28 protein-coding genes are annotated in these 26,914 nt (G+C 72.9%); 15 read left to right on the top strand and 13 right to left on the bottom strand.

Features of this window, described 5'->3' with window-relative positions; translation table 11 throughout:
* The first annotated feature begins 118 nt into the window (after positions 1 to 118).
* From ACWED2_RS35735 to ACWED2_RS35710, 6 genes are all read left to right on the top strand, one after another.
* Positions 119 to 595, top strand: coding sequence for an MSMEG_6728 family protein (locus ACWED2_RS35735; protein WP_449694940.1), 477 nt, complete (start codon positions 119 to 121; stop codon positions 593 to 595).
* 383 nt (positions 596 to 978) lie between these two features.
* On the top strand, positions 979 to 3,528 hold the full coding sequence (locus tag ACWED2_RS35730) for a glutaminase domain-containing protein (RefSeq protein ID WP_449694936.1): 2,550 nt from the start codon (positions 979 to 981) through the stop codon (positions 3,526 to 3,528).
* 24 nt (positions 3,529 to 3,552) lie between these two features.
* Positions 3,553 to 4,701, top strand: a complete 1,149-nt coding sequence (locus ACWED2_RS35725; RefSeq protein WP_449694935.1) for a type III PLP-dependent enzyme — start codon at positions 3,553 to 3,555, stop codon at positions 4,699 to 4,701.
* The gene (gene speD, locus ACWED2_RS35720) at positions 4,694 to 5,053 is read left to right on the top strand and encodes an adenosylmethionine decarboxylase (protein WP_449694934.1); all 360 of its coding nucleotides are present in this window, start codon (positions 4,694 to 4,696) and stop codon (positions 5,051 to 5,053) included. The genes ACWED2_RS35725 and speD overlap by 8 nt, the downstream gene beginning before the upstream one ends.
* Positions 5,053 to 5,925, top strand: coding sequence for a spermidine synthase (locus tag ACWED2_RS35715; protein ID WP_449694933.1), 873 nt, complete (start codon positions 5,053 to 5,055; stop codon positions 5,923 to 5,925). The genes speD and ACWED2_RS35715 overlap by 1 nt, the downstream gene beginning before the upstream one ends.
* A 184-nt stretch (positions 5,926 to 6,109) precedes the next feature.
* Positions 6,110 to 6,736: a DUF4360 domain-containing protein gene (locus ACWED2_RS35710; RefSeq protein ID WP_449694939.1), complete on the top strand. Its 627-nt coding sequence runs from the start codon at positions 6,110 to 6,112 to the stop codon at positions 6,734 to 6,736.
* Positions 6,737 to 7,002: 266 nt separating this feature from the next.
* Here ACWED2_RS35710 and ACWED2_RS35705 read toward each other — a convergent pair whose 3' ends face one another.
* The gene (locus ACWED2_RS35705) at positions 7,003 to 7,437 is read right to left on the bottom strand and encodes a MarR family winged helix-turn-helix transcriptional regulator (RefSeq protein ID WP_449694932.1); all 435 of its coding nucleotides are present in this window, start codon (positions 7,435 to 7,437) and stop codon (positions 7,003 to 7,005) included.
* A gap of 74 nt (positions 7,438 to 7,511) precedes the next feature.
* Here ACWED2_RS35705 and ACWED2_RS35700 point away from each other — a divergent pair, with 74 nt between their 5' ends.
* The gene (locus ACWED2_RS35700; protein WP_449694931.1) at positions 7,512 to 9,575 is read left to right on the top strand and encodes an MMPL family transporter; all 2,064 of its coding nucleotides are present in this window, start codon (positions 7,512 to 7,514) and stop codon (positions 9,573 to 9,575) included.
* Positions 9,576 to 9,675: 100 nt separating this feature from the next.
* Entirely contained in the window at positions 9,676 to 11,169 is a 1,494-nt protein-coding gene (locus ACWED2_RS35695) for an alpha/beta hydrolase (RefSeq protein WP_449694930.1), read from the top strand.
* On the opposite strand, the gene ACWED2_RS35690 is transcribed toward ACWED2_RS35695, so the two are convergent.
* Positions 11,166 to 11,543: a MerR family transcriptional regulator gene (locus ACWED2_RS35690; RefSeq protein ID WP_449694929.1), complete on the bottom strand. Its 378-nt coding sequence runs from the start codon at positions 11,541 to 11,543 to the stop codon at positions 11,166 to 11,168. The genes ACWED2_RS35695 and ACWED2_RS35690 overlap by 4 nt on opposite strands.
* Positions 11,544 to 11,590: 47 nt before the next feature.
* Between ACWED2_RS35690 and ACWED2_RS35685 the strand changes: the two genes are divergently transcribed.
* Positions 11,591 to 12,418 (top strand): MBL fold metallo-hydrolase, encoded by an 828-nt coding sequence (locus ACWED2_RS35685; RefSeq protein ID WP_449694928.1) that lies wholly within the window; start codon positions 11,591 to 11,593, stop codon positions 12,416 to 12,418.
* Here the strand turns inward: ACWED2_RS35685 and ACWED2_RS35680 are convergent.
* From ACWED2_RS35680 to ACWED2_RS35650, 7 genes are all read right to left on the bottom strand, one after another.
* On the bottom strand, positions 12,375 to 12,725 hold the full coding sequence (locus ACWED2_RS35680) for an STAS domain-containing protein (protein ID WP_449694927.1): 351 nt from the start codon (positions 12,723 to 12,725) through the stop codon (positions 12,375 to 12,377). The genes ACWED2_RS35685 and ACWED2_RS35680 overlap by 44 nt on opposite strands.
* A complete protein-coding gene (locus ACWED2_RS35675; protein ID WP_449694926.1) occupies positions 12,722 to 13,792 on the bottom strand; it encodes a cobalamin B12-binding domain-containing protein in 1,071 nt (356 codons plus the stop codon). The genes ACWED2_RS35680 and ACWED2_RS35675 overlap by 4 nt, the downstream gene beginning before the upstream one ends.
* Positions 13,789 to 15,417 carry a PP2C family protein-serine/threonine phosphatase gene (locus ACWED2_RS35670; protein WP_449694925.1) on the bottom strand — a complete coding sequence of 543 codons (1,629 nt, stop codon included), beginning with the start codon at positions 15,415 to 15,417 and terminating at the stop codon, positions 13,789 to 13,791. The genes ACWED2_RS35675 and ACWED2_RS35670 overlap by 4 nt, the downstream gene beginning before the upstream one ends.
* The gene (locus tag ACWED2_RS35665; protein ID WP_449694924.1) at positions 15,410 to 15,796 is read right to left on the bottom strand and encodes an ATP-binding protein; all 387 of its coding nucleotides are present in this window, start codon (positions 15,794 to 15,796) and stop codon (positions 15,410 to 15,412) included. Before ACWED2_RS35665 ends, ACWED2_RS35670 begins: the two co-directional genes overlap by 8 nt.
* 92 nt (positions 15,797 to 15,888) lie before the next feature.
* Positions 15,889 to 16,272 carry an STAS domain-containing protein gene (locus ACWED2_RS35660; RefSeq protein WP_449694923.1) on the bottom strand — a complete coding sequence of 128 codons (384 nt, stop codon included), beginning with the start codon at positions 16,270 to 16,272 and terminating at the stop codon, positions 15,889 to 15,891.
* Positions 16,273 to 16,371: 99 nt separating this feature from the next.
* The gene (locus tag ACWED2_RS35655) at positions 16,372 to 17,538 is read right to left on the bottom strand and encodes a VanZ family protein (RefSeq protein ID WP_449694922.1); all 1,167 of its coding nucleotides are present in this window, start codon (positions 17,536 to 17,538) and stop codon (positions 16,372 to 16,374) included.
* 74 nt (positions 17,539 to 17,612) lie between these two features.
* The gene (locus ACWED2_RS35650; RefSeq protein WP_449694921.1) at positions 17,613 to 17,807 is read right to left on the bottom strand and encodes an antitoxin; all 195 of its coding nucleotides are present in this window, start codon (positions 17,805 to 17,807) and stop codon (positions 17,613 to 17,615) included.
* 273 nt (positions 17,808 to 18,080) lie between these two features.
* Between ACWED2_RS35650 and ACWED2_RS35645 the strand changes: the two genes are divergently transcribed.
* From ACWED2_RS35645 to ACWED2_RS35630, 4 genes are all read left to right on the top strand, one after another.
* Complete coding sequence (locus ACWED2_RS35645; RefSeq protein WP_449694920.1) at positions 18,081 to 19,793, top strand: sulfatase; 1,713 nt, start codon at positions 18,081 to 18,083, stop codon at positions 19,791 to 19,793.
* A gap of 252 nt (positions 19,794 to 20,045) precedes the next feature.
* Positions 20,046 to 20,375, top strand: a complete 330-nt coding sequence (locus tag ACWED2_RS35640; protein WP_449694919.1) for a hypothetical protein — start codon at positions 20,046 to 20,048, stop codon at positions 20,373 to 20,375.
* A gap of 406 nt (positions 20,376 to 20,781) precedes the next feature.
* Entirely contained in the window at positions 20,782 to 21,906 is a 1,125-nt protein-coding gene (locus ACWED2_RS35635) for a S1 family peptidase (protein ID WP_449694918.1), read from the top strand.
* Positions 21,907 to 22,007: 101 nt separating this feature from the next.
* Entirely contained in the window at positions 22,008 to 22,550 is a 543-nt protein-coding gene (locus ACWED2_RS35630; protein WP_449694917.1) for a dihydrofolate reductase family protein, read from the top strand.
* Here the strand turns inward: ACWED2_RS35630 and ACWED2_RS35625 are convergent.
* The 3 genes from ACWED2_RS35625 to ACWED2_RS35615 form a co-directional block, all read right to left on the bottom strand.
* Complete coding sequence (locus ACWED2_RS35625; RefSeq protein WP_449694916.1) at positions 22,547 to 23,137, bottom strand: TetR/AcrR family transcriptional regulator; 591 nt, start codon at positions 23,135 to 23,137, stop codon at positions 22,547 to 22,549. The two genes, ACWED2_RS35630 and ACWED2_RS35625, sit on opposite strands and share 4 nt — an antisense overlap.
* Positions 23,138 to 23,141: 4 nt before the next feature.
* A complete protein-coding gene (locus ACWED2_RS35620) occupies positions 23,142 to 24,011 on the bottom strand; it encodes an alpha/beta fold hydrolase (protein WP_449694915.1) in 870 nt (289 codons plus the stop codon).
* Between the two features lie 264 nt (positions 24,012 to 24,275).
* The gene (locus tag ACWED2_RS35615) at positions 24,276 to 24,722 is read right to left on the bottom strand and encodes a YybH family protein (RefSeq protein WP_449694914.1); all 447 of its coding nucleotides are present in this window, start codon (positions 24,720 to 24,722) and stop codon (positions 24,276 to 24,278) included.
* A gap of 50 nt (positions 24,723 to 24,772) precedes the next feature.
* Between ACWED2_RS35615 and ACWED2_RS35610 the strand changes: the two genes are divergently transcribed.
* Together ACWED2_RS35610 and ACWED2_RS35605 are read left to right on the top strand one after the other, a co-directional pair.
* Positions 24,773 to 25,408 carry a helix-turn-helix domain-containing protein gene (locus ACWED2_RS35610; RefSeq protein ID WP_449694913.1) on the top strand — a complete coding sequence of 212 codons (636 nt, stop codon included), beginning with the start codon at positions 24,773 to 24,775 and terminating at the stop codon, positions 25,406 to 25,408.
* Between the two features lie 68 nt (positions 25,409 to 25,476).
* Positions 25,477 to 25,986 carry a VOC family protein gene (locus tag ACWED2_RS35605; RefSeq protein WP_449694912.1) on the top strand — a complete coding sequence of 170 codons (510 nt, stop codon included), beginning with the start codon at positions 25,477 to 25,479 and terminating at the stop codon, positions 25,984 to 25,986.
* Between the two features lie 2 nt (positions 25,987 to 25,988).
* Here ACWED2_RS35605 and ACWED2_RS35600 read toward each other — a convergent pair whose 3' ends face one another.
* Positions 25,989 to 26,414, bottom strand: a complete 426-nt coding sequence (locus ACWED2_RS35600) for a DoxX family protein (protein ID WP_449694911.1) — start codon at positions 26,412 to 26,414, stop codon at positions 25,989 to 25,991.
* Positions 26,415 to 26,914 lie beyond the last annotated feature (500 nt).

The raw sequence follows: 26,914 nt of genomic DNA, 5'->3' as shown, positions 1-26,914 counted from the left end.
GCCCGACGAGCGCGCGGCCGGGTTCGATCGTCAGGCGGGGCATGGGGAAGCCGTGCGCCGCGCACTCGTAGGCGAGCGCCACGCGCAGACGCGACCGGATGCCGGGTACCCGGCCCGGATGCAGACGTTCCTGCCGTGTCCCGGCTTCACCGCCAGCGCCCGCACGCTCGACCGCCGCCGCCTCGGCAAGCAGCGCGTCGAGGCGCTCCAGGTGCTGCGCGCGCTCGTGGTCCCCGGCTACGGCTGGCGCCACCACCCGGCGGCCAAGATGTGGACGGGGTACGAGGAGGCGTTGACGCGCTACGGCCTCGAGGTCTGCGCGGTGTGGTGCGAACTCGGCGCGGCCGACACGTGCGCGGTGAAACTGGGGGAGGAGTTCACCCGATCGGTGAGCAGCGCCGAGGTCCGGACGCAGGCCGACCTCACCGCGGCGGGTGACGTGCCGCCATGGCTGGGCGACGAAGCGCTCCACCGCAGCCACCAGTCGGCGCTGGTGCGGAAGGACCCGGACCACTACGGCCCGCGGTTCCCGGGGGTGCCGCCGGACCTGCCGTACGTGTGGCCGCCCTCGGACCGGCCGGGCCGGACCGCCTGACCCGGACCAGCCTGCCTGGCCCGGCCGACCCGGACCGGCGGGGGCCGGCCCGCCCGATCAGGACGAGCCTGACCGGCCCGGCCGCCCCGGACCGGCGGGACCGGACCGCCCGGCCAGGACCCGCCCGACCGGCTCCCTGACCGGACCAACCTGCCCGGCCCGGCCGACCGGCCCACCCGGTCAGGACCGCTCCACCAGGACCAGCCCGACCAGGACCGCCAGACCGCCCGCCCGCGGCTCGCTCGCCCGAAAACCGCACCGGACCTGCGGCTCCACTGGTCCGCACCCACGCCGCACACCAACCATCGGCGGATTTACAACGTTGTACCAACGATGTAAAAAAGTCCCTGCCCGGCTCCGTCCGCCGGGGAAAGGGGCCACCGATGTCCTCCGGAAACCGCAGCCGCACTCGAGAATCCGCGCACCTCACCCGCCGCGATCTGCTCCGCCTCGCCGGGGGGACGGCCGCCGCCGTCGCCGCTGCGCTCTGGCTGCCCGGGACCGCCGCCGCCGGGACCTTCAGCCCGATCCGGCCGCCCGCCACGCCGCTGATCGTCCGCTCGCCCTACCTCTCCACCTGGCAGCCCGCCGACAACCTGGCCGGCACCTGGTCGAGCTTCTGGACCGGCCACATCACCGCCCTCTGCGGCCTCGCGCGCATCGACGGCGCCGCGTACCTCTTCGCCGGCGCGCCCGGCAGCCCGGCGGCGACCCCGATGACGCAGCTCAGCCTGCAGGTCACCGGCACCCGCTCGACCTACGTCCTCACCGGCGGCGGCGTGAACCTCACCGTCACCTTCTTCTCACCGGTCGACCCGGCGAACCTGCAGCGCCAGTGCGTCCCCTTCGGGTACGTCACCATCCAGGCCGCCAGCGCCGACGGCCGCGCGCACGCCGTCGACCTGCACTTCGACACCTCCGCGGAATGGGTGCACGGCAACACCGCCACCCCGGTCACCTGGACGCAGCAGCAAACCGGCGGCTACACGCTGCTCAGCTGCACCCCGGCCACGCCCGGCGTCCTGCAGGAGAACGGCGACCAGGCGAGCTGGGGTTCGCTCGTCCTGGCCGCGCCGGCGTCGGGGACCACCTGGCAGATCGGGCAGGACACCGTCGTGCGCGCCGCCTCGGCGAACCAGGGCACCCTGAACAACACCAGCGACACCGCGCAACCCCGCGCCATCGACGACCGCTGGCCGGTGCTGGCCTTCAACAAGAACCTCGGCACGATCCCGGCCGGCGGCAGCGCGGCCCCCTTCACCCTCGCCATCGGGCACGTCCGCACCCCCGCGGTCCGCTACCTCGGCACCGAGCTCCGTCCCTGGTGGACGCACTACTGGAGCAGCTGGCCGGACATGGCGGTGTGGTTCGCGAACGACTACGCCGCCGCACTCGCCGCCGCCACGTCGATCGACCAGCGCCTGCACGACGACGCCGTCGCCGCGGCCGGGGGCGGCAGCACCGGTGAGCACTACGCCGGGATCTGCGCGCTCGCGCTGCGCCAGGCGTTCGGCGGCACCGAGCTGGTCGACCGGGGCGGCGCGCCCTGGGCGTTCCTCAAGGAGATCTCCTCCAACGGCAACATGTCCACAGTGGACGTCACCTACCCGGCGTTCCCGGCCTACCTCTACCTTTCTCCCGCTTACCTGCGGCTGCTGGTGGAGCCGCTGCTCGACTACGCCGAGCGCGGCGGCTGGCCGATGCCGTTCGCCGAGCACGACCTCGGCACCCACTACCCGGACGCGACCGGGCACAACGACGGCAACGAGGAAAGCATGCCGGTCGAGGAGTCGGCCAACCTGCTGATCATGGCGGCCGCGCTGGTGCAGCGGCTGCCGCAGACCGACGCCGTCGCCTTCGCGACCGCCCACTACCGGATCCTGCGGCAGTGGGCGGAGTACCTGGTCGCCAACACCCTCGACCCCGGGTTCCAGAATCAGACCGACGACTTCACCGGGTTCATCGCCCACAGCGCCAACCTCGCCCTCAAGGGGATCATCGGCGTCGGCGCGATGGGCATCATCGCCACCGCGACCGGCAACACGGCCGACGCCCAGCGGTACCGCTCGACCTCGCGCAGCTACGTCAGCCAGTGGGTGACGCTCGCCGAAGACGGCCAGCACCTGCGTCTCGCCTACGACCAGCCCGGCACGTGGAGCCTGAAGTACAACGGCTTCGCCGACAAAGTGCTCGGCCTCGACCTGGTCCCGCTCGGTGTGGCGGCGCAGGAAGCGGCCTGGTACCAGGCCCGCGCCGGCGCCCACGGCGTCCTGCTCGACCCGCGCAACAACTACACGAAGGCCGACTGGGAGCTGTGGACCGCGGCCTGGCTCGCCGACCAGCCGAACATCCGCACCACCCTGGTCGAAGGCGTCTACAGCTACGCGAACACCACGCCGCAGCGCGTGCCGTTCAGCGACTGGTACGTCGTCGCCGACGCCACCCAGCGCGGCTTCCAGGCCCGGCCGGTCGCCGGCGGTTACCTGGCGCTGCTGACCCGCCCCGCCGCGTCGGCGACCGTCTGGCGGAAGCTGCAGAACCAGCGTTCGGGCAAGGTGCTGGCCGTCTCGAACATGTCGCTGGCCGACATGGCCGAGGTGACGCAGTGGTCGGACAACGGCACCGCCGACCACCTCTGGGCCGTCGTGGACAACGGCGACGGCACGGTCCGGATCGTCAACCGCAACAGCGGCAAGGTCCTCGCCGTGCACGACCAGAGCCTCGACAACGGTGCCCACGTCCAGCAGTACCGCGACAACGGCACGCCGGACCACAACTGGCGGATCGTCGACGCCGGGGGTGGCTGGTCGAAGCTGGTCAACGTCCGCAGCGGCAAGGTCATGGCGGTCGACCAGCAGTCCACGGCGGACGGTGCCCAGGTGACCCAGTGGGACGACAACGGCACCCCGGACCACCTGTGGCGGTTCGCCTGACCCCCGTTTGCGACACTGGCGCCTGTGCGCGCCGACTACACCCGGATCCGCCGCTTCCTCGAGGAGCGCGACCCGCCGACGCCGTGCCTGGTCGTCGACACCGACGTCGTCGCTGCCCGGGCGCGTGAGTTCGGCGCGGCGTTCCCCGGCGCGCTGATCCGGTACGCGGTCAAGGCCAACCCGGCGCCGCCGGTGCTCGACGCGCTGGTGGCGGCCGGGATCGGCTTCGACGTCGCCGGGCCGGCCGAACTCGGGCTGTGCCTCGGCCGCGGCGCCCGCCCGGAGGACATCGCCTACGGCAACCCGATCAAGAAACCGCGGGACATCGCCTTCGCCTTCGGGCGCGGCGTCCGGGAGTTCACTTCGGACGCCCCCGCCGACGTCGAGCACCTGGGCCGGTACGCGCCGGGTTCGGCGGTGTCGATCCGCGTCGTGCTCGACGCGCCGGACTCGGCGACGCCGTTCGGCCGGAAGTTCGGCTGCGCCCCGGCCGAAGCGCTCGACCTGGTGCTCCACGCGGCCGCGCTGGGCCTGCGGCCCGGCCTCGCCTTCCACGTCGGCTCGCAGCAGCCGGACCTTTCCGCCTGGGAGATCGGCATCGCCACGGCGGCGAAGCTGTTCGCCGAGGCCGCGGCGCACGGCGTCGGGATGACCCGGCTCAACCTCGGGGGCGGCTTCGCGACCGCGCACCGCACGGCCGTGCCGTCCTTGGCGACGTACGCGACGACGATCGCGGCCGCTCTCGGCACGTCGTTCCCCGAGGACCGGCCGGAGCTGCTGCTCGAGCCCGGGCGGGTGCTCGTCGCGGACGCCGGCCTGCTGCGGACCGAGGTCGTCCTGGTCGCGCAGCGGGACGACCGGCGCTGGGTGTACCTCGACATCGGCCGCTACAACGGGCTGGCCGAAGCCGAGAACGAAGCGATCGCCTACCGGTTCGAGCCGGTGGGCGCGCACGACGGCCCGGACGGCCAGGTGGTGCTCGCCGGCCCGACCTGCGACGGCGACGACGTGCTCTACCAGCGGACGCCGTACCGGCTGCCGGTGTCGCTGCGCGGCGGCGACCGGCTCGACCTGCCGGGCACCGGCGCCTACACCGCGAGCTACGCGTCGGTGGGGTTCAACGGGATCGAGCCGCTGCGCACCTACTGCCTCGGGAGGTGGGGGGATGCCTGAGGTCGGCCGGTTCACCGGGCGGCACGTGCTCGCCGAGCTGCACGGTGTCGACCCGGGTCTGCTCGACGACCCGGTGCGCCTCGGTGAGCTGCTGCGGGCCGCGGTGACCGAGGCGGGCGCGACGGTGCTCGACGTCGTGGCGCAGCGGTTCGCGCCGCAGGGCGCCACGGTGATCGCGCTGCTGGCCGAGTCGCACGCGTCGGTGCACACCTACCCGGAACACGGGTCGCTCTTCGCCGACGTGTTCACCTGCGGGGAACGCGCCGATCCCGAACACGCGCTGCGGCTGCTGGCCAAGGCCCTCGACGCCGCGCCGGTCCACCTGTCGGTCCTTCACCGGGGAGAACGCTGATGCCGCTGATCCACGAACCGGTCGGCGACGGCCTCACCCGCGTCTGGGAGGTCTCCGACGTGCGGTTCCACGAGCGCACGCCGTACCAGGAGGTGCTGATCGGGACGACGGCCCAGGGCGTTTCGCTGTTCTGCGACGGCGAGCGCCAGAGCACCGAAGCCAGCCAGCTGGTGTACCACGAAGCGCTGATGGTGCCCGCCCTGCTGCTGGCCGAACGGGTGCGGCGGGTGCTCGTCATCGGGTCGAGCGAGGGGGTCGCGAGCGAGCTGGCGGTCGCCGCGGGGGCCACGCTGGTCGACCACGTCGACATCGACGAGCGGGCCGTGCGCGCCTGCGCCGAGCACCTGCCCTACGGCTACACCCCGGCGGACCTGGCCCGGGCCGAGCGCGGGGCCGGGCCGGTCCGGGTGTCCTATGCGGACGGCTGGGCCTTCCTCGCCGACGCCGAAGGCCGTGGCGAGCGCTACGACGTGGTCGTGATCGACCTGCCGGACGAGAACACCGACCCGGACGCGCAGCACAATCGCTTGTACGGCCCGGATTTCCTCGCCCGCTGTGCGCGCCTGCTGGCGCCGGGCGGGGTGGTGACCTGCCAGGCGGGCTGCCCGACGCTGTGGCGCAACGAGACGCTCCGGGCGGCCTGGCGGCGGTTCCGCGAGGTGTTCGGCGGGGTGCTGTACTTCGGCTCCGACGAGCACGAGTGGGCGTTCCTGTCCGGCCGCGTGGATCCGGTCGAGGAGCCGGGCGCGCTGGTGGCGCGGCGGTTCGCGGAACGGGGGAGCGGGGCGGCGACGCTGGACGCCGAAGCGCTGCTCGGCGGCTGCACGCCGCCGCGGTCCCTTCGCGTCAGTGGTCTGAACCAGGCGTCTTGACCTTCGATTCCGCGAATATCGAGCCCCGGGAAAGGTGAATTAGCGGGAAATGGATTTCCCGTGCAACGCGCCTGTCGTGTTACTCCGTTCAGTGGCCGTCGAAAAGGTTGCGATCGCGCTACGATCCTTCCCGCGCGCGATCATCATCACCACCTCGGCACCGTGGCCCATTTGGAGGAGCGTCATGCTCGGTATGTCGGTCGTAGGCGCAATGATTCTGTCCACCCTCGTCGCTCCCGTCGATTCCGCGGCGGCGTCGGCGCCGAGCGAAAGGATCACGCTCGACATCAAGACGATCAACGGCTCCGGCTGCCCGGCGGGCACGGCCACCGCGTCGGCCGACGTCGCCTCCGACAACACCTCGTTCACGGTGCACTACACGAACTTCACCGCGAAGGCGGGCGGCGGCGCGTCCGCGCTCGAAGCCAGGAAGAACTGCCAGATCAACGTGCTCGTCCATGTGCCGCAAGGGTTCACGTACGCGATCGCGGCGGCGGAGTACCGCGGCTTCGCGCACATCGAGAGCGGCGCGAGCGCGCTCGAGCAGGCCAACTACTACTTCACCGGCACGGCGCCGACCGCTCGCGTGCGGCACACGTTCCCCGGCCCCTTCCACGGCGTGTGGCGGGCCACCGACGCCACCGACGTGGCCGAGCTGGTGTTCGCACCGTGCGGGGAGAGCCGCAACCTGAACATCAATGCGGAACTGCGGGCGGACGCGGGTTCCTCGTCGGGCGGCAGTTTCATCGAAATGGATTCCGAACACGCGAGCGTGGACACGATTTACCACTTCGCGTGGCAGACCTGCTGAATTCGGGCGGTCTTTGTCGCGGCGCCCGCTCACCGGAACCCCTCGCCGGTGAGCGGGTTTTGCCGTGCCCGCGGTGGCCGGGAATCCGTTGAACACGGATCAATCGTTCGGCGTCAGCTCCGGGCCGGACCGCGTTCGCTTTCCGGGCTGGGCACCAGACGGCACCGGCGTTCGAACCGCTCCATCAGGACGGTAGCGATCAGGACGGCCACTGGGGTGCTCACCGCGATCCACATGTAACAGGATCTACCCACCGCCGCGCCCTCTCAATCGCCCGTGGACAGCCGGGTGATGAGGTGCAGCAGGCCGGTGCGGAAGGCGTCGTCGTCGCCCAGGCCGCCGAGCAGCGCGGGTTCGGCGCGCACCGCCTGCTCGTGTGCCTCCCGGCCGCGGGTGGTCAGCCGGGTCAGCTGGCGGCGCCCGTCGGCCGGGTCCGCGGCCCGGCTGACGAACCCCGCCTTGGCCAGCCGGTCGAGCGTGCGGCTCATCGTCTGGTCGGTCACCTGGCAGCGCTGGGCCAGGGTCCGCTGGGGGAGCGGCCCGTCGCGCAGGGTGTGCAGCGCGATCAGGCCCGCGTGGGTGAGGCCCATGCCGTCGAGCACGGCGACCCAGCGCTGCTCCACCAGCCGCGCGGCCACGGCCAGCAGCCGTCCGGTCGGCCACGTGCTCAGGTCGGGTTCGGGGGTTGTGCTCACCGTCACTCCGTGTCGTCGTGCAAATTGTTCAGCTTGCTGAACAATTGGGCGTGTCCGCCCTCGAAAGGACCTTAGCGACCATGAACGACTCCCCGCGCCGCCTCCGCTGGCTGATCCCGGCCCTCCTGGTGATCGCCTGGCTGGGCCTCGGCGGGTTCGGCGGCCCGTTCGCCGGCAAGCTCAGCGAGGTCTCGAAGAACGACAACGCCGCCTTCCTGCCGCGCTCGGCCGAAGCCACCGAGGTCGCCGACGAGCAGAAGGCGTTCACCCCGCGCCAGGTCCTGCCCGCCACCGTCGTCGCCGAGCGCACCAGCGGCCTGACCGAGGAAGACCGGCGGTTCCTCGACGCCAAGGCCCAGGAGCTGGGCCGCGTGCCCGGGGTGGCCGGCCCGCTCGGCCGGCCCGAGCAGGCGCCGCGCGACGACCAGGCCGCGCAGCTCGCCGTGCCGATCCTCGCCGACGGCAACCCCGCCGACGTCGTCAAGGAGGTCCGGGCGCGCCTCGGCGGCGCCCCGGCCGGGCTCACCGTGCTCGTCACCGGGCCGGCCGGGCAGATCGCCGACCTGGTCAAGGCGTTCGGCGGCATCGACGGCATCCTGCTGCTCGTCGCCGGTGGCGTGGTCGCGCTGATCCTCGTCGCCGTCTACCGCAGCCCGCTGCTGCCGTTCCTGGTGCTGCTGTCGGCGGTGTTCGCGCTCGGGCTCGCCAGTCTCGTCGTCTACCTGCTGGCGAAGCACGACGTCCTCGCGCTCAACGGCCAGAGCCAGGGCATCCTCTCGATCCTCGTGTTCGGCGCGGCGACCGACTACGCGCTCCTGCTGGTCGCGCGGTTCCGCGAGCAGCTGCGCGACACGCCGAGCCGGTTCGACGCGCTGAAACTCGCCTGGCGCGCGACGCTGGAACCGATCGCGGCGTCGGCGGGCACCGTCGTGCTCGGCGTGCTGTGCCTGCTGTTCAGCGACCTCAACTCGAACAAGGGCCTCGGCCCGGTGGCGGCGATCGGCATCGGCGCCGCCCTGCTGGCGTCCACCACGTTCCTGCCGGCCGCGCTGGCCCTGTGCGGCCGCGGCGCGTTCTGGCCGTTCAAGCCCGCGCTCGGTTCGGCCCACCCGGAAACGTCGGGGATCTGGGGCCGCGTCGCGCGCCTGGTCGGCCGCCGCCCGCGCACGGTCTGGGTGGTGACGGCGCTGGTGCTCGGCATCGGCGTCGCGTTCCTGCCGCAGCTCAAGGCGTCCGGCACCGCCCAGTCGGCCGTGTTCCTGACCGAGGTCGAATCCGGGACCGGGCAGGACATCCTGGGCAAGCACTTCCCGGGCGGCCTCGGCGCACCCGCGATCACGATCGCCGACGCCGGCGCGCTGCCCGCCGTCCTGACGGCGTCCACAATGGACGGAGTGGCGCAGTCGTTCCCGTTGCCGGGCACCGACGGCCGCCCCAAGGTGGTCGGCGGCCGCGTCCAGATCCTGTCGGTGCTGACGGACCCGGCGGACTCGGAGGCGGCGGTCGCGACGGTCGGCCGCCTGCGCGACGCCGTCCACGCGGTCCCGGAGGCGCACGCCAAGGTGGGCGGCCCGACCGCGATCCAGCTGGACACGCAGCAGACGTCGAAGCGCGACCGGGCGCTGATCATCCCGATCGTGCTGCTGGTGATCTTCCTGGTGCTGGCGTTGCTGCTGCGGTCACTGCTGGCACCGCTGCTGTTGATCGCGACGGTGGTGCTTTCGTTCGCCGCGACGATGGGCGTGTCGGCGCTGGTGTTCAACCACGTCTTCGGCTTCCCCGGCGCGGACCCGGTGGTGCCGCTGTTCGGGTTCGTGTTCCTGGTGGCACTGGGGATCGACTACAACATCTTCCTGATGACCCGGGTGCGGGAGGAGGCCCTGACGCGGGGAACCCGCGACGGGACGTTGCGCGGGCTGTCCCTGACGGGCGGGGTGATCACCTCGGCCGGCGTGGTGCTGGCGGCGACGTTCTCGGCGCTGGCGGTGATCCCGATCCTGTTCCTGGCGCAGATCGCGTTCATCGTGGCGTTCGGGGTGCTCCTGGACACCCTGCTGGTGCGGTCGTTGCTGGTCCCGGCGTTGACCATCGACGTCGGGCGGCGCATCTGGTGGCCGTCGAAGCCGGCCCGCCAGGAGGCGTAGGCCGGCGGTCTCGCACCGTGCGCTGCCGACCGGCGCGGTCGACAGCACTCACATCCCCGTGATAAGAGTCTTAGTAACCAAACATCTCACGGGGGGAAATGTGTGGGGGAGAATCGCGGCACTCGTCGTCCTGCTCCTGGCCGTCGTCGCCCGGCCCGCCTCGGCCGCGCCGGAACGCCTTGACTGGGTGCCCTGCGGGGTGGGCGCGGAATGCACGAAGATCGCCGTCCCGCTGGACTGGGACCGGCCGGGCGGGCCGGAGATCACGCTGGCGTTCAACCGGCACCAGGCCGACCCGGTGCACCGCAAGGGCGTGCTGTTCATGGCGCCGGGCGTGGGGTTCGACTTCCTGCTGACCGACGTCCGCGCCGGGGTGTTCGCGATGTTCCCCGACCTGCTGCGCGACTTCGACCTCATCGGCGTGGACCCGCGCGGCGGCGGGGTGCACCCGTTCAACGGCCGGCAACCCGCGCCGTTCCGGTCCGACGCGATCGACTGCGGCCTGCCGGCGCACGACCCCGCCGTGAACGCCTCGGCGGCCGCGGTCGACGCGCTGATCCGGCACAACCGGGCGTACGAGGCGAGTTGCGCCGGCCCGCTGCCCGGCCACCTGGACGCCGTGACCCAGGCCAAGGACCTCGACGCGGTCCGGGCCGCCTTGGGTGAAGAGCGGGCCAGTTTCTTCTTCTACGGCTACACCGGCCCGGGGCAGGCGTACGCGCACCTGTTCCCGCACCGCGTCCGGGCCATGGCGATGGACAGCCCGCTCGACCACAGTGTCCCGGTGGTCGTCCGGGCCGCGGAGTACGCGTCCACAGTGGAGCGTGAGTTCGCCCGGTTCGTCGCGTGGTGCCACGGATCGGCGAACTGTGCCCTCCACGGCCAGGACGTGGCCGCGGTCTACGACACCCTGCTGCGCGAAGCCGACCGGCACCCGGTCCGGCTCGACCTGCCGCCCGAGCCGGGCCGCCCGGAACCGCAGCAGACGACGGTCGCGGTGCGCGGCGACGACCTGGCGTTCCTCACCGAGCAGCTGCTGGAAATCGGCGACCTGACCCTCCCTGGCGGCGGCATGGGCTGGGCCGACCTGGCGACCGCCATCCAGCAGGCGAGCCGGGGCGCGAGCCCGGCGTTCGCCTTCGTCTACCGCTACTCGTGGGGCTTCCGCGACCTGTGGAACCCGCTGCGGGCCGGGATGTGCGGGGACTACCCGGCGTCGGCGGCCGACCTGCTCGCGGCCCGGCCGATCGTGGCCGCGCTGGCCCCGCACACCCGCGGCGCGTCCCAGGCCTGGGACGCGCTGAGCGGCTGCGTCGGCCGGCGCACGGCGGGCACGAACCCGCCCCGGCCGGCGATCGTCCGGGGCGCGCCGCCGATCCTGATCGTCGGCGCCGAGGGCAACCCGTGGTCGCCCTACGGGAACGTCGCCAGGGTGTCGGCGCAGATCCAGGGGGGTGTGCTCCTTAAGTACGCGGGCAACGCGCACATCGCGTTCCTGTCGTCCCGGTGCGCGGCCGGCCGGATCCAGGCCTACCTCGACGACCTGGAGCTGCCCGCCAGGGGCACCGTGTGCCCGGCCATCCCCACTCCCTAGGCGATGGTCGCCTTGAAGTCCGGGCAGTCCACCAGCGGCACGTGGTCGCAGGTGGCCGCGTGCCGCAGGCTGTCGCGCATCCTCGTGAGCCGGTCGATCGTCTCCTCGAGCTCCGCCGCCTTCTGCGCCATCCGCTCGCGCAACGCCGCGTCGCTCGGGGTCGCCACCAGGAACCGGGCGATCTCGGCGATCGTGAAGCCCGCCCCGCGGGCGCACGCCACCAGATCGAGCCGCCGCAGGACGTCCGGGTCGTAGGTGCGGCGCAGGCCGTTGCGGCCCGCCGGTTCGATCAGGCCGCGCTTCTCGTAGAAGCGCAGGGCCGACGCGGCCAGGCCGGACCTTTCGGCGACTTCGGCGATGTCGAGCAGGGTCATGGACGCCTCCTTGACTTGAAGCGTAGTTCAAGTCCGACGATGGCGGCATGCAGATCCACCACCTCAACTGCGGCTCCGTCCGGCAGGTCGACGCCCCGGGGCTGCCGGCCGCGCACGCCGTCAACCACTGCCTGCTGATCGAAACCGGGCACGACGGGCTCGTGCTCGTGGAAACCGGCCTCGGCCTCGACGACGTCCGCGATCCCGCGGCCACCCTGGGCGGCGACTGGGTCGCCATGGCCCAGCCGCTGCTCGCCGAAGCCGAGACGGCCGTCCGGCAGGTCGCCGGGCTGGGCTACGCCCCGGACGACGTGCGGCACGTCGTCGTCACCCACCTCGACGTCGACCACTGCGGCGGCCTGCCGGACTTCCCGGACGCCCGGGTGCACGTCCTGGCCGCGGAACTCGACGCCGCCCTCGCCGAGGCGCCGAGCTTCCGGTACCGGCCCGCGCACTGGGCGCACGGCCCGAAGTGGGAGACCTACGCCGAACCGTCCGGTGACGACTGGTTCGGCTTCGCCTCGGCCCCGCTGACCGGCCTCGACGCCGACATCCGGCTCGTGCCACTCGGCGGCCACACCGCGGGCCACGCCGGGGTCGCCGTGCCCGACGGCACCCGCTGGCTGCTGCACTGCGGCGACGCCTACTACTACCACCGGGAACTCGCCGCCGAGCCGGAGCCGCACCCGGTCCTCGACGTCGTCCAGACACGCTCGGAAATCCACCACGACCTGCGCGTCGGCACGCAGGCACGGCTGCGCGAACTGGTCCGGCGGCACGGCGACGCGGTGACGCTCTTCAGCGCCCACGACCCGTGGGAGCTGGACCGGCTCAGGAATCCCGCCGGGCCCGCGAAATCGCCGCTTCGCCGGTGAGGTAGGCGGCCGTGCCGGTGCGGGTGAGCAGCCGCTCCAGGGCGGGCTGCCGGTTGTCCAGGTGCAGCCGGGCGCCCGCGTCGGCGGCCACGCGGAGCACCTTCATCAGCTCCGACAGCCCGGAGGAGTCGCAGAAGCCGATCTCGGCGCAGTCCAGCCGCACTTCGTGGACGCTCGCGTGGCCGGCCAGCCGCTCGGTGACCAGCCGCAGCAGCGTGCCGGTGGTCGCGAACTCGAGGTCGCCGTCGATCGTCACCCGGGCGACGCCGTCCGTCACGGTCCAGGTGCAGGTGAGCCCGGAGGTCATGCCGGCCGCTCCGATCCGGCGGCCGGCTCCGCCAAGTGCGTTCGTGCGGTGCGGAGCAAGCCGGTGGCCCGCGGGAAGTCGCGCAGTTCGCCCTCGAGCAGTTCGAGCGCCGGCCCCAGCGAGGCCGCCGGGACGCCCCGCGCGGTCAGGATCCCGGCCGTCCAGGTCAGGAACCCGGTGAACAGCTCGCCGTCGCCGACGTAGAGGGCGGTCGCCAGGTACTCGACGATGTGGGCGAGGTCTTCGGCGGTGTACTGGCGCTGCAGGTCGGTGTAGGCCCGCATGGCCGGGATCCGCTCCTCCAGGCCCGCCAGCACCGTCTTCACCAGCCGGCCCGAGCTGCGCGTGACCAGCGTGTACTCCTGGTCGGCCAGGTGGGGCAGGTCGTCGAGCGGCTGGTGGGCGGTCTGCGGGCGGGGGAGCGGCACGGCCAGCCGGTCGGCCGCCGCCCGCGCGTCCGGGGCCCACGCTTCGGCGCCCAGCAGCCGGGCGTACCGGCCGTCGGGCCCGAAGGCGGCACCGCCCGCGATCACCGGGGTCGCCGCCGCCTGGCACGCCGTGATCGTCGCGTGCGCCGTCGGCAGCCGGGCCGCCAGCGAGCCGGACAGCGCCACCGCGTCCGGGCCGGTCCGGTGCAGGTGGGCCACCAGGTGCGGGGCCGGCACCTGGGCGCCGAGGTAGTCGACGTGGAAACCGCGCAACCGCAGGACTTCCGACAGCAGCCGGGCCGGCATCGCGTGCCACTCGCCGTCGACGCAGGCGACGGTGATCCGGCCGAGGTGCGGCTCCGGCCGCTTCAGCACGTAGCCGAAGGCGGCGATGACCCGGTCGTTGATCGCGGTCGCCGCGTGCTCCTGGGCGACGGTCAGGCGGTTCGCCGCCCATTCGCGGCCGACCCGCCGCTGCACCGCGCCGATCACGTCGAGCAGCACGCTTTCCGGGTCGGTGCCGTCGCCGAGCGCCCGGATCACGACGTCGCCCGCGGCGTACTCGTCGCCGGTCGTGACGGCGGCCCAGAGCCGTTCGGCGTGTTCGGTGACCCCGGTGCTGTGGGTGGCGGTGCTCATGCGGTGTACCGGCCACGTCCGTGGCCGCCGACCGCGGCCAGGTGCTGCCCGCGCGGCGCGGTGATCGCCAGCACGGCCATGTCGTCGTGGGTGCCGCGCCCGATCCACTGCGAGGCGAGCATCTGCACGCGCTCGACGACGGCGTCGGCCGGCATGTTCGCGCACTCGGCCACGGCCTGCTTGAGCCGCTCTTCGCCGAACATGGCGTCCCCGAGCGGGCCGCCCTTCGCCTCGACGATCCCGTCGGTGTAGAGCAGGCAGGTCTCGCCGGGGTGCAGCGTGATGTCCGCGCTCGACGACGTGATCTCGGGCAGCACGCCGATCAGGCTGCCCCGGCTGTCGGCCTCTTCGACCCGGCCGTCGGCCCGCACGATCAGCGGCGGGGGATGGCCGGCGCAGGTCACGCGGAGCCGGACCGTGGCGCCTTCGCGCCGGGCGGAGGCCAGCACGAGGGTGACGTACCGGGCGTCGGCGTTGTCACCGAGGGTGCGGTTCAGCAGGTCGAGCAGCCGGTGGTGGTCGTCGGCCATCGGCAGCAGCGCCCGCAGCGTGGTGCGGATCTTGCCGGTCAGCACGGCCGCGTCCAGGCCCTTGCCGCAGACGTCGCCGAGCACCGCGAGGGACTCGTCGCCCTCGGCGGTGGTCGTCGAGTGGACGTCGTAGAAGTCGCCGCCGATCCGCTCGCCGTCGCGGGCCGGGCGGTAGCGGCCGGCGAACTCGACCCCGCCGAGCTGCTCGAGGGTCGGCGGCAGCAGCTCGCGCATGAGCGTGTCGGTGATCGACGCCTGCAGCGCGAACACCCGGGCCGCGGACATGGCCGCGCCCGCGCGCGCCGCGAACAGCCGGGCGAAGAGCTCTTCGGAGTCGGTGAACGACGCCCGGTCGCCGCGGCGCAGCAGAACCAGGGCGCCGGCGGGGACGCCGTGGCCGGGCAGCGGCGTCACGACGATCGAGCCGACCGGCCCGAACCCCGCCGGCAGCACCCAGGACGGCGCCGCGCCGGGGTCGAGCCAGCGCGAGGGCACCGGCGGGAAGCCCTGCAGCGCTTCGCCGAGCCCGGGCAGCTCGTCCGGGTCGATGTCCAGCCGGGCCCGGGCCGGTTCGCCACCGCGCACGCAGGTGACGGCCGGGAAGCTCGTGCCGGCCGTGGGGGCCAGGACGAGTGCGGCGTCGGCGAGGTGCTGCGCGGCCAGCCGGGCGGCCACCTCCATGCAGCGGTCCAGGTTGAGCGAGCCGAGCAGCGCGGCGGACGCGTCGCTGAGGAACGTGGTCCGCTCCTGCTCGCGTTCCAGTGCCTCGCGCGCCGAGCGGGTGTCGGTCTCGTCGAGCAGCCACCAGGTCACGGCCTCGCCGTGCGGGACCGGGTGCGCGGCGAAGGCGCGCGCTCCGACCTCGCCGCGGACGACCTCGGCCGAGCCGTGTACGTGGGCCTCCGCGAGCCAGTCCGGGACCGCCCCGGCCGCCGCGCGGCCGGCGACGGCGGCCGGGAACAGCAGGTGGGCGGCGTCGTTGAGCGCGCGGATCGTCCCGGAACCGTCGATCACCACGGCCGCGGCCGGTGCGGCAGCCCAGCCCGCGGTGGCGTCGATCGCGACGGCGGGCGCGGTGTGCGCCGGATCAGCCACGGGCGCCCGCCGGATCCGGGTCGGTGGCCAGCTCGGCCCACAGGGTCTTGCCGCTGGGCCGGCGCAGCTGGCCCCAGGCCGCCGCGCAGCGTTCGACCAGCAGGAGCCCGCGCCCGCCGTGGTCGGACGGCGCCCGGCGGCGGGCGTTCTCGCCCCCGCTGTCGTCGACCTCGATCCGCAGTCTGGCGGCGCCGGGCAGGAGGCGGACGTGGTAGGGCGCGCGGCCGTGGCGCAGTGCGTTCGACGTCAGCTCGTCGACCACCATCACCGCCGTGCCGACGAAGTGCGCCGGGAAGCCGCGCAGGACCGTCCGGACCCGCGCCAGTTCGGAGAGCTCGGGGGAGATGCCGAGTTCGTGCCGGACAGATCGGAGTTTCACGTCCGCCTCCTTCGCCGTGCCGGCCCCCGTCGTGAGGCCCTCCCCTTCTTCATGCCCGGAACCGGGCCCGCCGACACGGGTGTCCGAGGTCGTCATGCCACACCCCAGGCGGCCTCGACCGCTTCGCGAGCGGGGTGCACGGGCATGACGTCGCCGAGGCCGAGCAGGGCGATGGGCCGCGTGACGGCCGGGGCGGCCGACACCACGGCGAACCGGCCGCCCGCGGCGCGCAGCCCGCGGGCCAGCCGCAGCAGGACCTGCAGGCAGCTGGAGTCGCAGTACTCGACCTCGGCCATGTCCATGACGATCCGCGCGGCGCCGGGCGCGGCGGGGAGCAGCTCCGCCAGCTTCGCCGAGGCCGCGAAGTCGAACTCACCGCGCAGGGTGTAGACGCCCAGGTCGCCGGAATCGTGCGCTTCGAGCGACCAGCCGTCACCCGAGTGCCGCTGCCGGGGCCGCACTGCGTCGGTGGTCATCGGAACTCCAGGATGGGGACGGGCGGACCCGGGCTGGCGGCTCAACCCGTTCCGGACGCAATCTACCAGCGCTGTCGACCAGGGGCAGCGCGGTGCCCCTCACCGTCCTTTAAGGACCTTCTCCGGCGGGGCGGGCACCGGCACCGGCTCCCCGGCCGGCGGCGGCACGACCGCGGTGTTCACGGTGCGCGTCAGCCGTTCGTAGGGCGCCCGGTGCTCGTCGTCGAGCAGCACCGCCAACGGGGTCCAGACCCCGACGACGAACACCGACGCGGCCAGCCCGACCGGCAGGAGCAGCTGCTCGGGGTGGTGGCCCAGGTCCCAGCGGTCCAGGTCCAGCAGCAGCCAGCCGAGCCACAGCGGGGAGAGCAGGACGCCGTTGCGGACCAGCAGCGCGACCGGCCCGGCCCGCCGTCCGCCGCGGCGGGTCACCCGAAGCAGCATCGCCCGCTTGCCGGGCGTCGACCCGGTGACGGCGGGCAGCACCACGAACCAGACGAGGGCGAGGATGACGATCGGCGTGCCGCGGTGGCGCAGGTCCTCGCCGAAGAGCGTCAGCAGGCCGAAGAGGAACCCGAGCAGGGCGGCGAACCCGAGCAGGTCGGTGGCCAGCGCGAACAGCCGCCGGGTGAAGGTGACCTTCGCGGCGTAGCGGCGCCGGTCGTGCTCGGGCTCCGGCGAGGGGAGGAGGCGGCCGAGCGGGCCGGCCAGCAGCCAGCCCGCGACGACGCCCGCGGTGTTGAGGATCAGGTCGTCGACACTGAAGAGCCGGTACGGGCAGGGGTAGACGAACCACAGGCCGGTCAGCTGCGTCAGCTCGAAGAACAGCGACACGCCGAAGCCGATCAGCGTGGCGGGCAGCAGCCGCATCCGCTGGGCGTAGCGGACGTAGAACCCCAGCGGGGCCAGCATCACGACGTTGAGCGCGGTGGTCCAGACCGCGGGGTTGTGCAGCAGCGCACCGGGGCCCCAGTGGCCGCGGGCCCGTTGCGAAACCACTTCGACGAAGTAGAACGGCCGCAGCTGCGGGGAACTGGCGTAGGTGTGGCCGGCGCAGTACGCCGGGTCGGCCGGCAGCGGCAGCACCGTCTGCGTGGCGATCGCCAGCAGGTAGAACAGGAACGCGTAGAAGACGAACGTCGGCCACCCGCCGGCGCGGCCGCGCCGGCGGTAGCTGACGAAGGCGGCCGGCAGCATCACGGCCAGCGCGACGAGCGGGAACAGGAGCAGCGCGGTCCGGACGGGGACCAGGTAGGTGGCGACCACGGAGCCGGTGGTACCCAGCCGCGGGGGCGGCGAAGCGTGCTTCCCCCGGACGGCTGGGAATCACCCGCGGTGGCTCACTGCGGCGGCGCGTCCTGCCCGCCGCCGCCCTGCTTGCGCAGGAACTCCTTGGCCTTCTCCGAGCCCTGGTCGATCTTGTCGGCGTGCTGGCCGAAGCGCTGCTTGGCGGCCTCGGCTGCCTTGTCGACGCCCTGGTCGGCCTGGTCCGGGTGTTTCCCGAGCGCTTCCTTGGCCTTGTCGAACAGGTTCATCGCGGCCCTTTCGTTCGGACAGTCGATCTTCGGACACCCCGAGGAGAACACCGGCGGCGCGGGCCCGCAACGCTCCTTCCCCTGTGCCGGGGATTTCGGGTGTTCCGGCGGGTGAAAGGCGGTGTGCGGGGGTTTGGGAAGATCGGCGGCGGGTAGCGGCGATTCCCGGGGGTGCTTGAACCTCGCGCCGCCGTGGCCCGTATATCCGGTGACGACCGCCGCCCGGCCGCACGGGCCGCGGTCACCACCGTGCACCACGACGTGAGGCTCGCCATGGTTGGAAACACCGGTCTGCCGCTGGTGCGGCGCGTCCGCCGCACCCCGGTCGCGGGCACGGCGCTGCCCGACTTCGGGCTGCCCCGGCCCGGACTGCGGCGCCACGTCGTCGCGAGCCGGGTGCTGACCGGGCTGGCCGCGCTGCTCGTGCTGTTCGGGCTCCTCGCCCCCGACGACCTCAGCTCGTTCTCCGTCGGGGCGCTCGTGCGGGTGCCGGTCGAGGGGCTCGTCGTCGCGGCGTTCCTGCTGGTCCTGCCGCCACCGGCGCGCCGCGTCACCGCCGTGCTGGTCGGGCTGGGGCTCGGGCTGCTCACCCTGATGAAGGCCCTCGACACCGGCTTCCTCGCGACGCTGGAGAAGCCGTTCGACCCGGTCTACGACTGGAGCTTCTTCCACGCCGGCGTCGAGTTCCTCGCCGGGCAGATCGGGAACGCGGCCACGATCGCCGCGCTGGTCGGCGCCGGCCTGCTCGCCGTGGCCGTGGTGGCGCTCATGGTGCTGGCGATGCTGCGGCTGAGCCGGATCGCCGCCGGGCGGCGGACCGCCGCGACCCGGGTCGTGGCCGTCCTCTCCGTGGTCTGGATCGTCTCCTCGGTGTTCGGCGTCGAGCTCGCGCCGGGGCAGCCGGTCGCCGCCCAAAGCGCCGCCGCGCTGGCCTACGGCGACCTGCGCCAGGTCGGCGCCGACCTGCGGGACCAGCGGCCGTTCGGCGAGGTGGCCGCCGAAGACGCGTTCCGGGCCACCCCGGGCGCCCAGCTGCTGAACGGATTGCGCGGCAAGAACGTCGTGCTGACCTTCGTGGAGAGCTACGGGCGGATCGCGCTCGACGACCCGGTCATCGGGGCGAAGATCGGGCCGACGCTCGACGCGGGCACCGCCGAGCTGCGCGCGGCGGGCATCGGCGCGAAGAGCGCGTTCCTGTCCTCCTCGACGTTCGGCGGCGGCAGCTGGCTGGCGCACTCGACCGTGCAGTCGGGGATGTGGACCGACAACCAGCAGCGGTACAACGACCTGCTGGCCAGCGACCGGCTGACCCTCGGCGGGGCGTTCCAGCGGGCGGGCTGGCGGACGGTCTGGGACGTGCCCGCGCACACCAAGGACTGGCCGGAGGGGCAGAAGTTCTACCACCCGGACGCCTACTACGACGCCCGGTCCATCGGGTACCACGGGCCGGGCTACGCCTACGCCACCATGCCCGACCAGTTCTCGCTCTCGATGCTGCAGCGCAAGGAACTCGCGAACGCGACGCCGCAGCGCCCGGTGATGGCGGAGGTCGACCTCGTCTCCAGCCACGCGCCCTGGTCGCCGCGGCCGTGGCTGGTCGACTGGAACGAGGTCGGCGACGGCTCGGTCTTCAACCCGCAGCCCGCGGCGGGCGAAGCGCCGGAGTCGGTCTGGAAGGACCCGGAGAAGATCCGCGAGGCCTACCGCGACGCGACGGACTACTCGCTGAGGACGGTGGTCTCCTTCGTCAAGCAGTACGGCGACGACAACCTGGTGCTGGTGTTCCTCGGTGACCACCAGCCGCCGGTGGTCACCCCGCAGGGCGCGGTCCACGACGTGCCGATCACCATCGTGGCCAAGGACCCGAAGGTCCTCGACCGGATCGCCGGCTGGGGCTGGCAGGACGGCCTGCACCCGGGCGCGCAGGCGCCGATCTGGAAGATGGACTCCTTCCGCGACCGCTTCCTCAACGCCTTCGCCCGCTGACCGTCCTGTTCGGAGCGATCCGGACGGTGTGGTCCGGGCGGTGTGGTGCGGGTGGTGTGGTCCGCACGGGGCCCGCTCCGGATTCGCGTGCGGCGGGCGGAACCCGCCATCCGTCCAGGGGCGCGGGCTAGCCCGGATGGAGCAGCGGGGTGACTTTCCGCTGCGTGCCGATTCACTGGCCCGATGAATTGCCGGTAATTCCCGTGCACTTCTACGCTCGGGTTGTCGGGTTCTCGGCGCTAGGGAGTTGTCATGGTAAGGAAATGCGCGGTTTTTGTGATCGCGGTGTTTTCCCTCTTCGGTCTGTCGGTCGTGCCCGCGGCCGCGGCGACCGGTGATTTCGCGCCACCCGGCTGCTTCGGCGAGCGCTACGGGACCCTGTTCGGGCAGGGTGTGTCGGTCAGCTGCTTTTCCGGTGAGGGCTACGGATACCGCGTGCTCGCGCACTGCTCCAACGGCAGCGCGTTCTGGCTGGTCGCCGGTCTTCCGGTGCCCTACGGATTCGGCCCGGCGGTCGCGGAGTGCTCCGGTGCGCTGCTGGTGCCCGCCCATCTGATCGCCTACCAGGTGCACCAGATCTGATTTCCGCACGGAACCGCCCGGCCGCCGTTTTTCCCGGTGGCCGGGCGGCGGCGTGCCCGCGTCCGGGATTGTTTTTTCGCGCCCGCGTGGCACGGCGAGGGACGGCCGGGCACGTCCGGTGCCCGGCAGACTCCGGTTCGGGCCACCGCCCGCGGCACCGTGTTCTACTGGTTCAGACCAACGCCGCAACGAAGGGTTCGACACGGCGCGGGGCGGCCCGACGGCCGGTCCGCGCCTCAGTCGTGCGCGCGAAAACCCCTGCCCGGTGGTTCTTTTCGAATATCCACAGTAGACGGGGAGACGGCGGTTCCGGACAGAAGACCGGACAAATCTGGACCCGGTGCGGGGTCGCCCCGCACACTCTGCGGACGGTGTGTTTCTTTCCCCCGGCCTTGGAGGAGTTCCCATGCGTCGAAGAATCGCCCTGGCTCTCGGCGGCGCCGCCGCTGTGCTCACCGCGTCCCTGACCGCTCTCACCCCCGCCGTCGCCCAGGCGTCGCCCGGGCTGATCGCCGCCATGCAGCGGGATCTCGGGCTCACCGCCGCCCAGGCGTCGGCCCGGCTCACCCAGGAGATGACCGCCGCCCGGGTGCTGCCCGGCGCGCAGCAGGCCGCAGGCACCGCGTTCGGCGGCGCGTGGTTCGACCCCGGACGGGGCAAGCTGGTCGTCGGGGTGACCGACCCGGCCGCGGCCGCCGCCGTCCGGCAGGCCGGGGCCGAACCCGTCGCGGCCCGGACCAGCGCGGCGCAACTCGACGCCGCGAAGGCCGCGATCGACGCGTCGGCCAAGGCGGAGCCCGCCCCGGCCGCGGTCAGCGGCTGGCGCGCCGACCCGCGGGCCGGCAGCGTCGTGGTCACCGTGCGGCCGGGCGCGCGCGGCGCCGACGTCGACGCCTTCCTGGCCCGGGCGGCCAAGGCCGGGCCGGTGACGGTGGCGACCGCGCCGGCCGCCGAACCGTTCTCGGCCGGCACCGTCGGTGGCGACCCGTACTACATCAACGGCAACACCCGCTGCTCGATCGGGTTTTCCGTGCAGGGCGGGTTCGTCAGCGCCGGGCACTGCGGGGGCACGGGCAGCTCGGTCGTCGGCTGGGACGGCTCGTGGATGGGCACTTTCGCCGGTTCTTCCTTCCCCGGCAACGACTATTCGTTCATCCGCATCGGCGGCGGCTGGTGGACCGCGCCGGTGGTGCTCGGCTGGGGTCAGGTGAGCGACGCGCTCGTCCGCGGGTCCTGGGTCGCGCCGGTCGGCACGTCGGTGTGCCGCTCGGGCTCGACCACGCACTGGCACTGCGGCACGGTGCTGGGCCAGAACGAGACGGTCAACTACGCCCAGGGTGCGGTCTACCAGATGACCCGCACCAACGTCTGCGCCGAGCCGGGCGACTCCGGCGGCTCCTTCATCACCGGCGACCAGGCACAGGGCGTCACCTCCGGCGGCTGGGGCAACTGCGGCTCCGGCGGCGAGACGTGGTTCCAGCCGGTGAACGAGATCCTGCAGACCTACGGCCTGTCGCTCGTCACGGCGTAGGAAAACCTTCCGGCGGCGGCCGATGAATCCGGCGGCCGCCGCCGGTAGGTACCGGTGCGGCCGCACCACCGGGGTGCGGCGAGAAGGCACCGGGAGCGGACATGAGCGTGATCGTCGTCGAGTTCACCACCCTGGACGGCGTCGTCGAGGACCCGGACGGCTCCGGCGGCACCCCCGCCGGTGGCTGGGCGTTCCGCCACGGGCCCGAGGCGGTGGCCGGGGACAAGTTCCGGCTCGGGTCCCTGCTGGACACCGGCGTCCTGCTGTTCGGCCGGACCACCTGGGAGCTGTTCGCGAAGCTCTGGCCCGGCCGCTCGGGCGAGTTCCCCGACCGGCTCAACGCCGCCGCGAAGCTGGTCGCGTCGCGGACCCTCCACGACGTGTCCGCGTGGCAGAACTCCGCGCTGCTGCAAGGAGATCTCGCCGAGGCGGTCGAGCGGGAGGAGCGGGACGTCGTCGTCATCGGCTCGGTCGGGGTCGCGCAGGAGCTGGCCCGCCGCGGTCTCGTCGACGAGTACCGCCTGCTCGTCTTCCCGGCCGTCGCCGGGGCGGGCCGCCGGCTCTTCACCGCCGCCGCGGACTTCGACCTGGTCTCCACCACCCAGGCCGGGCCGGCGGTCCTCAGCACCTACCGGACGCGCTAGGTCCGCAGGAGGCTTCCGAGCCAGCCGCCGAGGACCTGCTGGACGTCGGTGCGCGTCCGCGCCGGGTCCTCGGCCGCGGCGATCATCCGCGCCGCTTCCATCACCGCGCTGAGCACGAGCTGCGCCAGGGCGCGGACGGGCGTTTCGACGATCAGCCCGTCCGCCCTGGCCTGCTCCAGCACCGAAACGAGCAGGCCGAGGCCGTACTCCGCCTCGATTTCGCGCCAGACGTCCCAGCCGAGCACGGCGGGGGCATCGGTGAGCGAAATGCGCCGGACCTCCTCGCGCAGGCAGGCGTCGAGGAAGACGCCGAGGCCGCCCAGCATGCCGGAGAGCGGGTCGGCGCCGGCGGCGAACGCGGCCCGGACCTCTTCGGTCAGTTCGCGTTCCAGCTCCTCGACGACGGCGCGGAACAGGCCCTGCTTGTCGGCGTAGTGGTGGTACAGCGCGCCGCGGGTCACCCCGGCGGCGCGGGTGATCTCGTCGGCCGGCACGGCCTGGTAGCCGCGGGCGGCGAACAGTTCGCGCGCGGCCGCGACCAGGGCGGCCTTCGTGCCGGCGGAACGGTCCTGCTGGGTACGTCGCACCCGCCTAATCTGCCATGACGCCCGCGAACCCGACGACGTGGCGGGCCAGCGCGGCGGGCTGGTCTTCGGACAGGAAGGTGTAGGAGTCCGGCACCTCCACGAGTTTCGCGTCCGGCAGCAGCGCGGCGAGCCGGTGGGCCAGCCGGATCGGGAACAGCTTGTCCTCGGTCGCCCACGCGAGCAGCACCGGCCGGTCGAAGGTCCGCAGCTTCTCCGCGGCGGCCAGGGTGTACCGCGGGTGCACGGCCCGCAGCAGTTTCCGGAGGTCGCGCCGCACCCCGGCGGACTTCCGCAGCGGGGCGAGGTAGGCCTGCGCGACGGCGTCCGGCAGCGGGCGTTTGACCACCCAGCCGAAGAGGACCGGCAGCGGGTACAGCGCCCGGATCCGCAGCAGCTGCCCGAGGACCGCCATCGAGCCGGGGATCCGGGCGAGCGGCGGCAGCGCCTTGAAGATCGGCGGGAAGAAGTACTCGAAGCAGTCGGACGGCGTGAGCACGACCCGCCCGACCCGCTCCGGACGGCGGCCGAGCAGGATCTGCGTCAGCGCGCCTCCGGTGTCGTTCGCGACGAGCGTGACGTCCCGCAGGTCCAGCGCGTCGAGGAAGTCGGCGATGACGTCGGCGTTGCCGGTGGGGGAGAGGTCGGCGCCGGACCGCATCGGGATGTCGTGCGCGCCGAGCGGCAGATCCGGGGCCAGGCACCGGAACCCGCTCCCGGCGACGTCGGGCACGACCTTCCGCCACAGCTCGGCGTTCGTCAGCACGCCGTGCACGAACACCACGGGGGCGCCCGTGCCCCGCTCGAAGTAGCGCACCTCGCCGGCGGGCAGCCGGACGCGGTGCTCCTGACCCAGGGATTCGCTGCGGTTCGTCATGTGGCCAGATTACATACGTGATGTATGTATGTAAATGCGGACGACAAGCGCCGAGGACGTGGCAGGGGACAGTGGCGCGGTCGGCCGGATGATGCGGTGGTGCCCCGGGACGTGGCTTCGGGGAAAGGTCGGATCCTGGGGCACCACCGCCCGCGGGACAGCTGACACGGTGTCCTGCGGTGCCCTCACCCTACGAACCGCCGAGGGCGCTGACCAGGGCCTCGATGCGGTGTCGAAGGTTTGTCGCCCGGTCGGTCTCCGGACCTACCGAGAGTGGGTCTCGGTCAGGGTGTCCGCCGGCCCGGGTTCGTCCGGCGGCCGGTCGGCGTGGCGGTGGACGATCTTCCACTCGCCGTCTTCCCGGCGGTACACGTGGGTGGCGCGCAGGGTGTACGTCGTCGGCCTGCCGTTGACCGACACCGTGTTGTGCTCGAAGCCGATGGTGTACGCGAGGTCGCCGCTCGCGCCGGCCGCGACGACTTCGAAGCGGTAGTCGTGCGAATCGGAGAACTGGGCCGCGACCCGCTTGAACGCTTCGCTGACATCGGGCCAGCCGGTGCGGATCGGCAGCCAGGCCCCGAACAGGCTCACCGGGTCGGCCTGCGACCACAGGGCGGCGCGCGGTTCCTGGTCGCCGTTGTGGATGGCCCGTTCGGCGGCGGTCTGCCGCGGCAGCATCTCGGCCAGGAAAGCGTCGGTGGGTGATGGCATGATGACTCCAATACAGTCGAGCTGCTTTCAATACAGTGAGGATGTATCCGATGAGCGGGCCCGTCAAGCGCCGGTACGACTCGAGCCGGCGCCGGGAGCAGGCGCAGGAGAACCGGCGGCGGATCCTGAGCGCGGCGCACGACCTGTTCGTCACGCGCGGTTACGGCCGGACGACCGTCGCGGACGTCGCCGCCGAGGCCGGGGTCGCGCCCGAGACGGTCTACGCGGCGTTCAAGAACAAGACCGCGCTGCTGCACCGCGCGTGGGACGTGGCCGTGGGCGGGGACGAGCTGGACGTGCCGCTGCTGGAGCGCCCCGAGCTGCGGGCCGTGCTCGCCGAGCCCGACCTGCGGGCCCGCTTGGCCCGGTTCGCCGTCTTCAACACCGCGGTCATGCGGCGGACCGCGCGGCTGCACCTGGCCGTGCGCGGCGCGGCGGCGAGTGAGCCCGCGGCGGCGGCGCTGCTCGACGAGATCGACCGACGGCGGTTGGAGGCGATGGCCGAACACGCCAGGGCCGCCGCGCGCACCGGGCGGCTGGCGGTGCCCGAAGACGAGTGCCGGGACGTGCTGTGGTCCACGACGGACGGCACGCTGTGGCACCAGCTCGTCGAGCGGCGCGGGTGGTCCGACGAGCGCTACGCGGCCTGGCTCGGCCGGCTGTGGGCCTCGGCCCTCGTGGGTTGACCGGTGCTGAACGCGCGCTTACGCTGAAGTTGAAACTTCAACCGAACTGCGCGCAGCACGGAGTCCCGATGTCGATCTTCCGCCTGAACCACGCCGTGCTCTACGTCCGGGATCTGGCCGAAAGCGTGGCGTTCTACCGGGACGTGCTCGGCTTCGGGTACATCGACGGCGGTGACGCGTACCGGGGCGCGGCGTTCCTGCGGGCGCCCGGGTCGGTCAACGACCACGACCTCGGCCTCTTCGAGATCGGCGCGGACGCCGCCGAGTCCGGGGCCGGGCGGACTTCGGTGGGCCTCTACCACCTCGCGTGGGAGGTCGACACCCTCGGGGATCTCGAACGGCTCGCCGCCCGGCTCACCGAAGCGGGCGCGCTGGTCGGCTCGTCCGACCACGGAACCACGAAGTCGTTGTACGCCAAGGATCCCAACGGGCTCGAGTTCGAGGTCGTCTGGATCATCCCCCGCGACCTGCTGACCGACGAAGACCGCGCGTCGACCGGGCGGCTCGACCTCGCGAAGGAACTGGCGAAGTACGGTCCCGACGCGCGCAGCGGCGTCGGGATTTCCCGTCCCTCCTAGGCCTAGACCGTGGCGTCCGCCCGCGTCGGCTCCGAAGACCGCTGCCGGACGGACAGGTTGCCCAGCGCGAAGCGGCCCGCGCCGACGAACGCGATGAGCAGCAGCGACCAGCAGAACAGCGCGGCCGCTTCGCCGCCGTTCTGGATCGGGAACAGCCCGGTCGGCAGGTGGACGACGAAGTACGCGTAGGCCATCGAGCCGGAACCGAGCAGGGCGGCGACCCGGGTGCCGAGGCCGACGCAGACGAGCACGCCGCAAACGAGCTGGATGACCGCGGCCCACCAGCCGGGCCAGGCCCCGACGGCGGCGGTCGACTTCGCGCCGAACAGGCCGAAGAGCGTCTTGAGGCCGTGGCAGGCGAAGAGGAAACCGATGACGATGCGGTAGAGCCCGATGACTTGTTCGCGGGCCGAGTCCAGGCGGTGCATGGTGCCTCCGGTGAGCGGGGAGAGGGCGGCATCGAACCGGCCGGCAGTGTGGCCGGCCGTGCGCGAATTGCGAGTCACCCAGATATACCGTTCGTGGAGGGTTGCCACAAGCGCCAAATGTCGCGTGAGCGGGTTTCGAAAACGTTAACTCGCTGGTCGTCGTGGCGCAGCCGCCTTGTGGTGCAAGACAAAGCCGCCGTTCGGGTGATCTTCCCCGACATGGTCCAGACCACCGGATAATCCGGTCCGCTCTTTCGGGATTATTTTCGAGTCTTTCGATCCGGCTGCTTAACGGACAACTTAACAAATGGTGGATCCGAATGTCGTATTCGACGCACCCGAATGATGCGTCGAACCGCCGGGAGCGCCCGGCCCGCCGACCCGCACGGCACGATCGCCGGCGGCGGCCGGAGCGGCCTCACGGCGGCCGGCCGGCGCTGACGACGCCTGGCCGGAGGTCCGGCCGGCGCCGCGTCCCGGCGGACGGTCCTTCACGGAAG

Source organism: Amycolatopsis sp. NPDC005003 (assembly GCF_053600695.1).
This window is presented reverse-complemented; position numbering and strand designations above follow the sequence as displayed.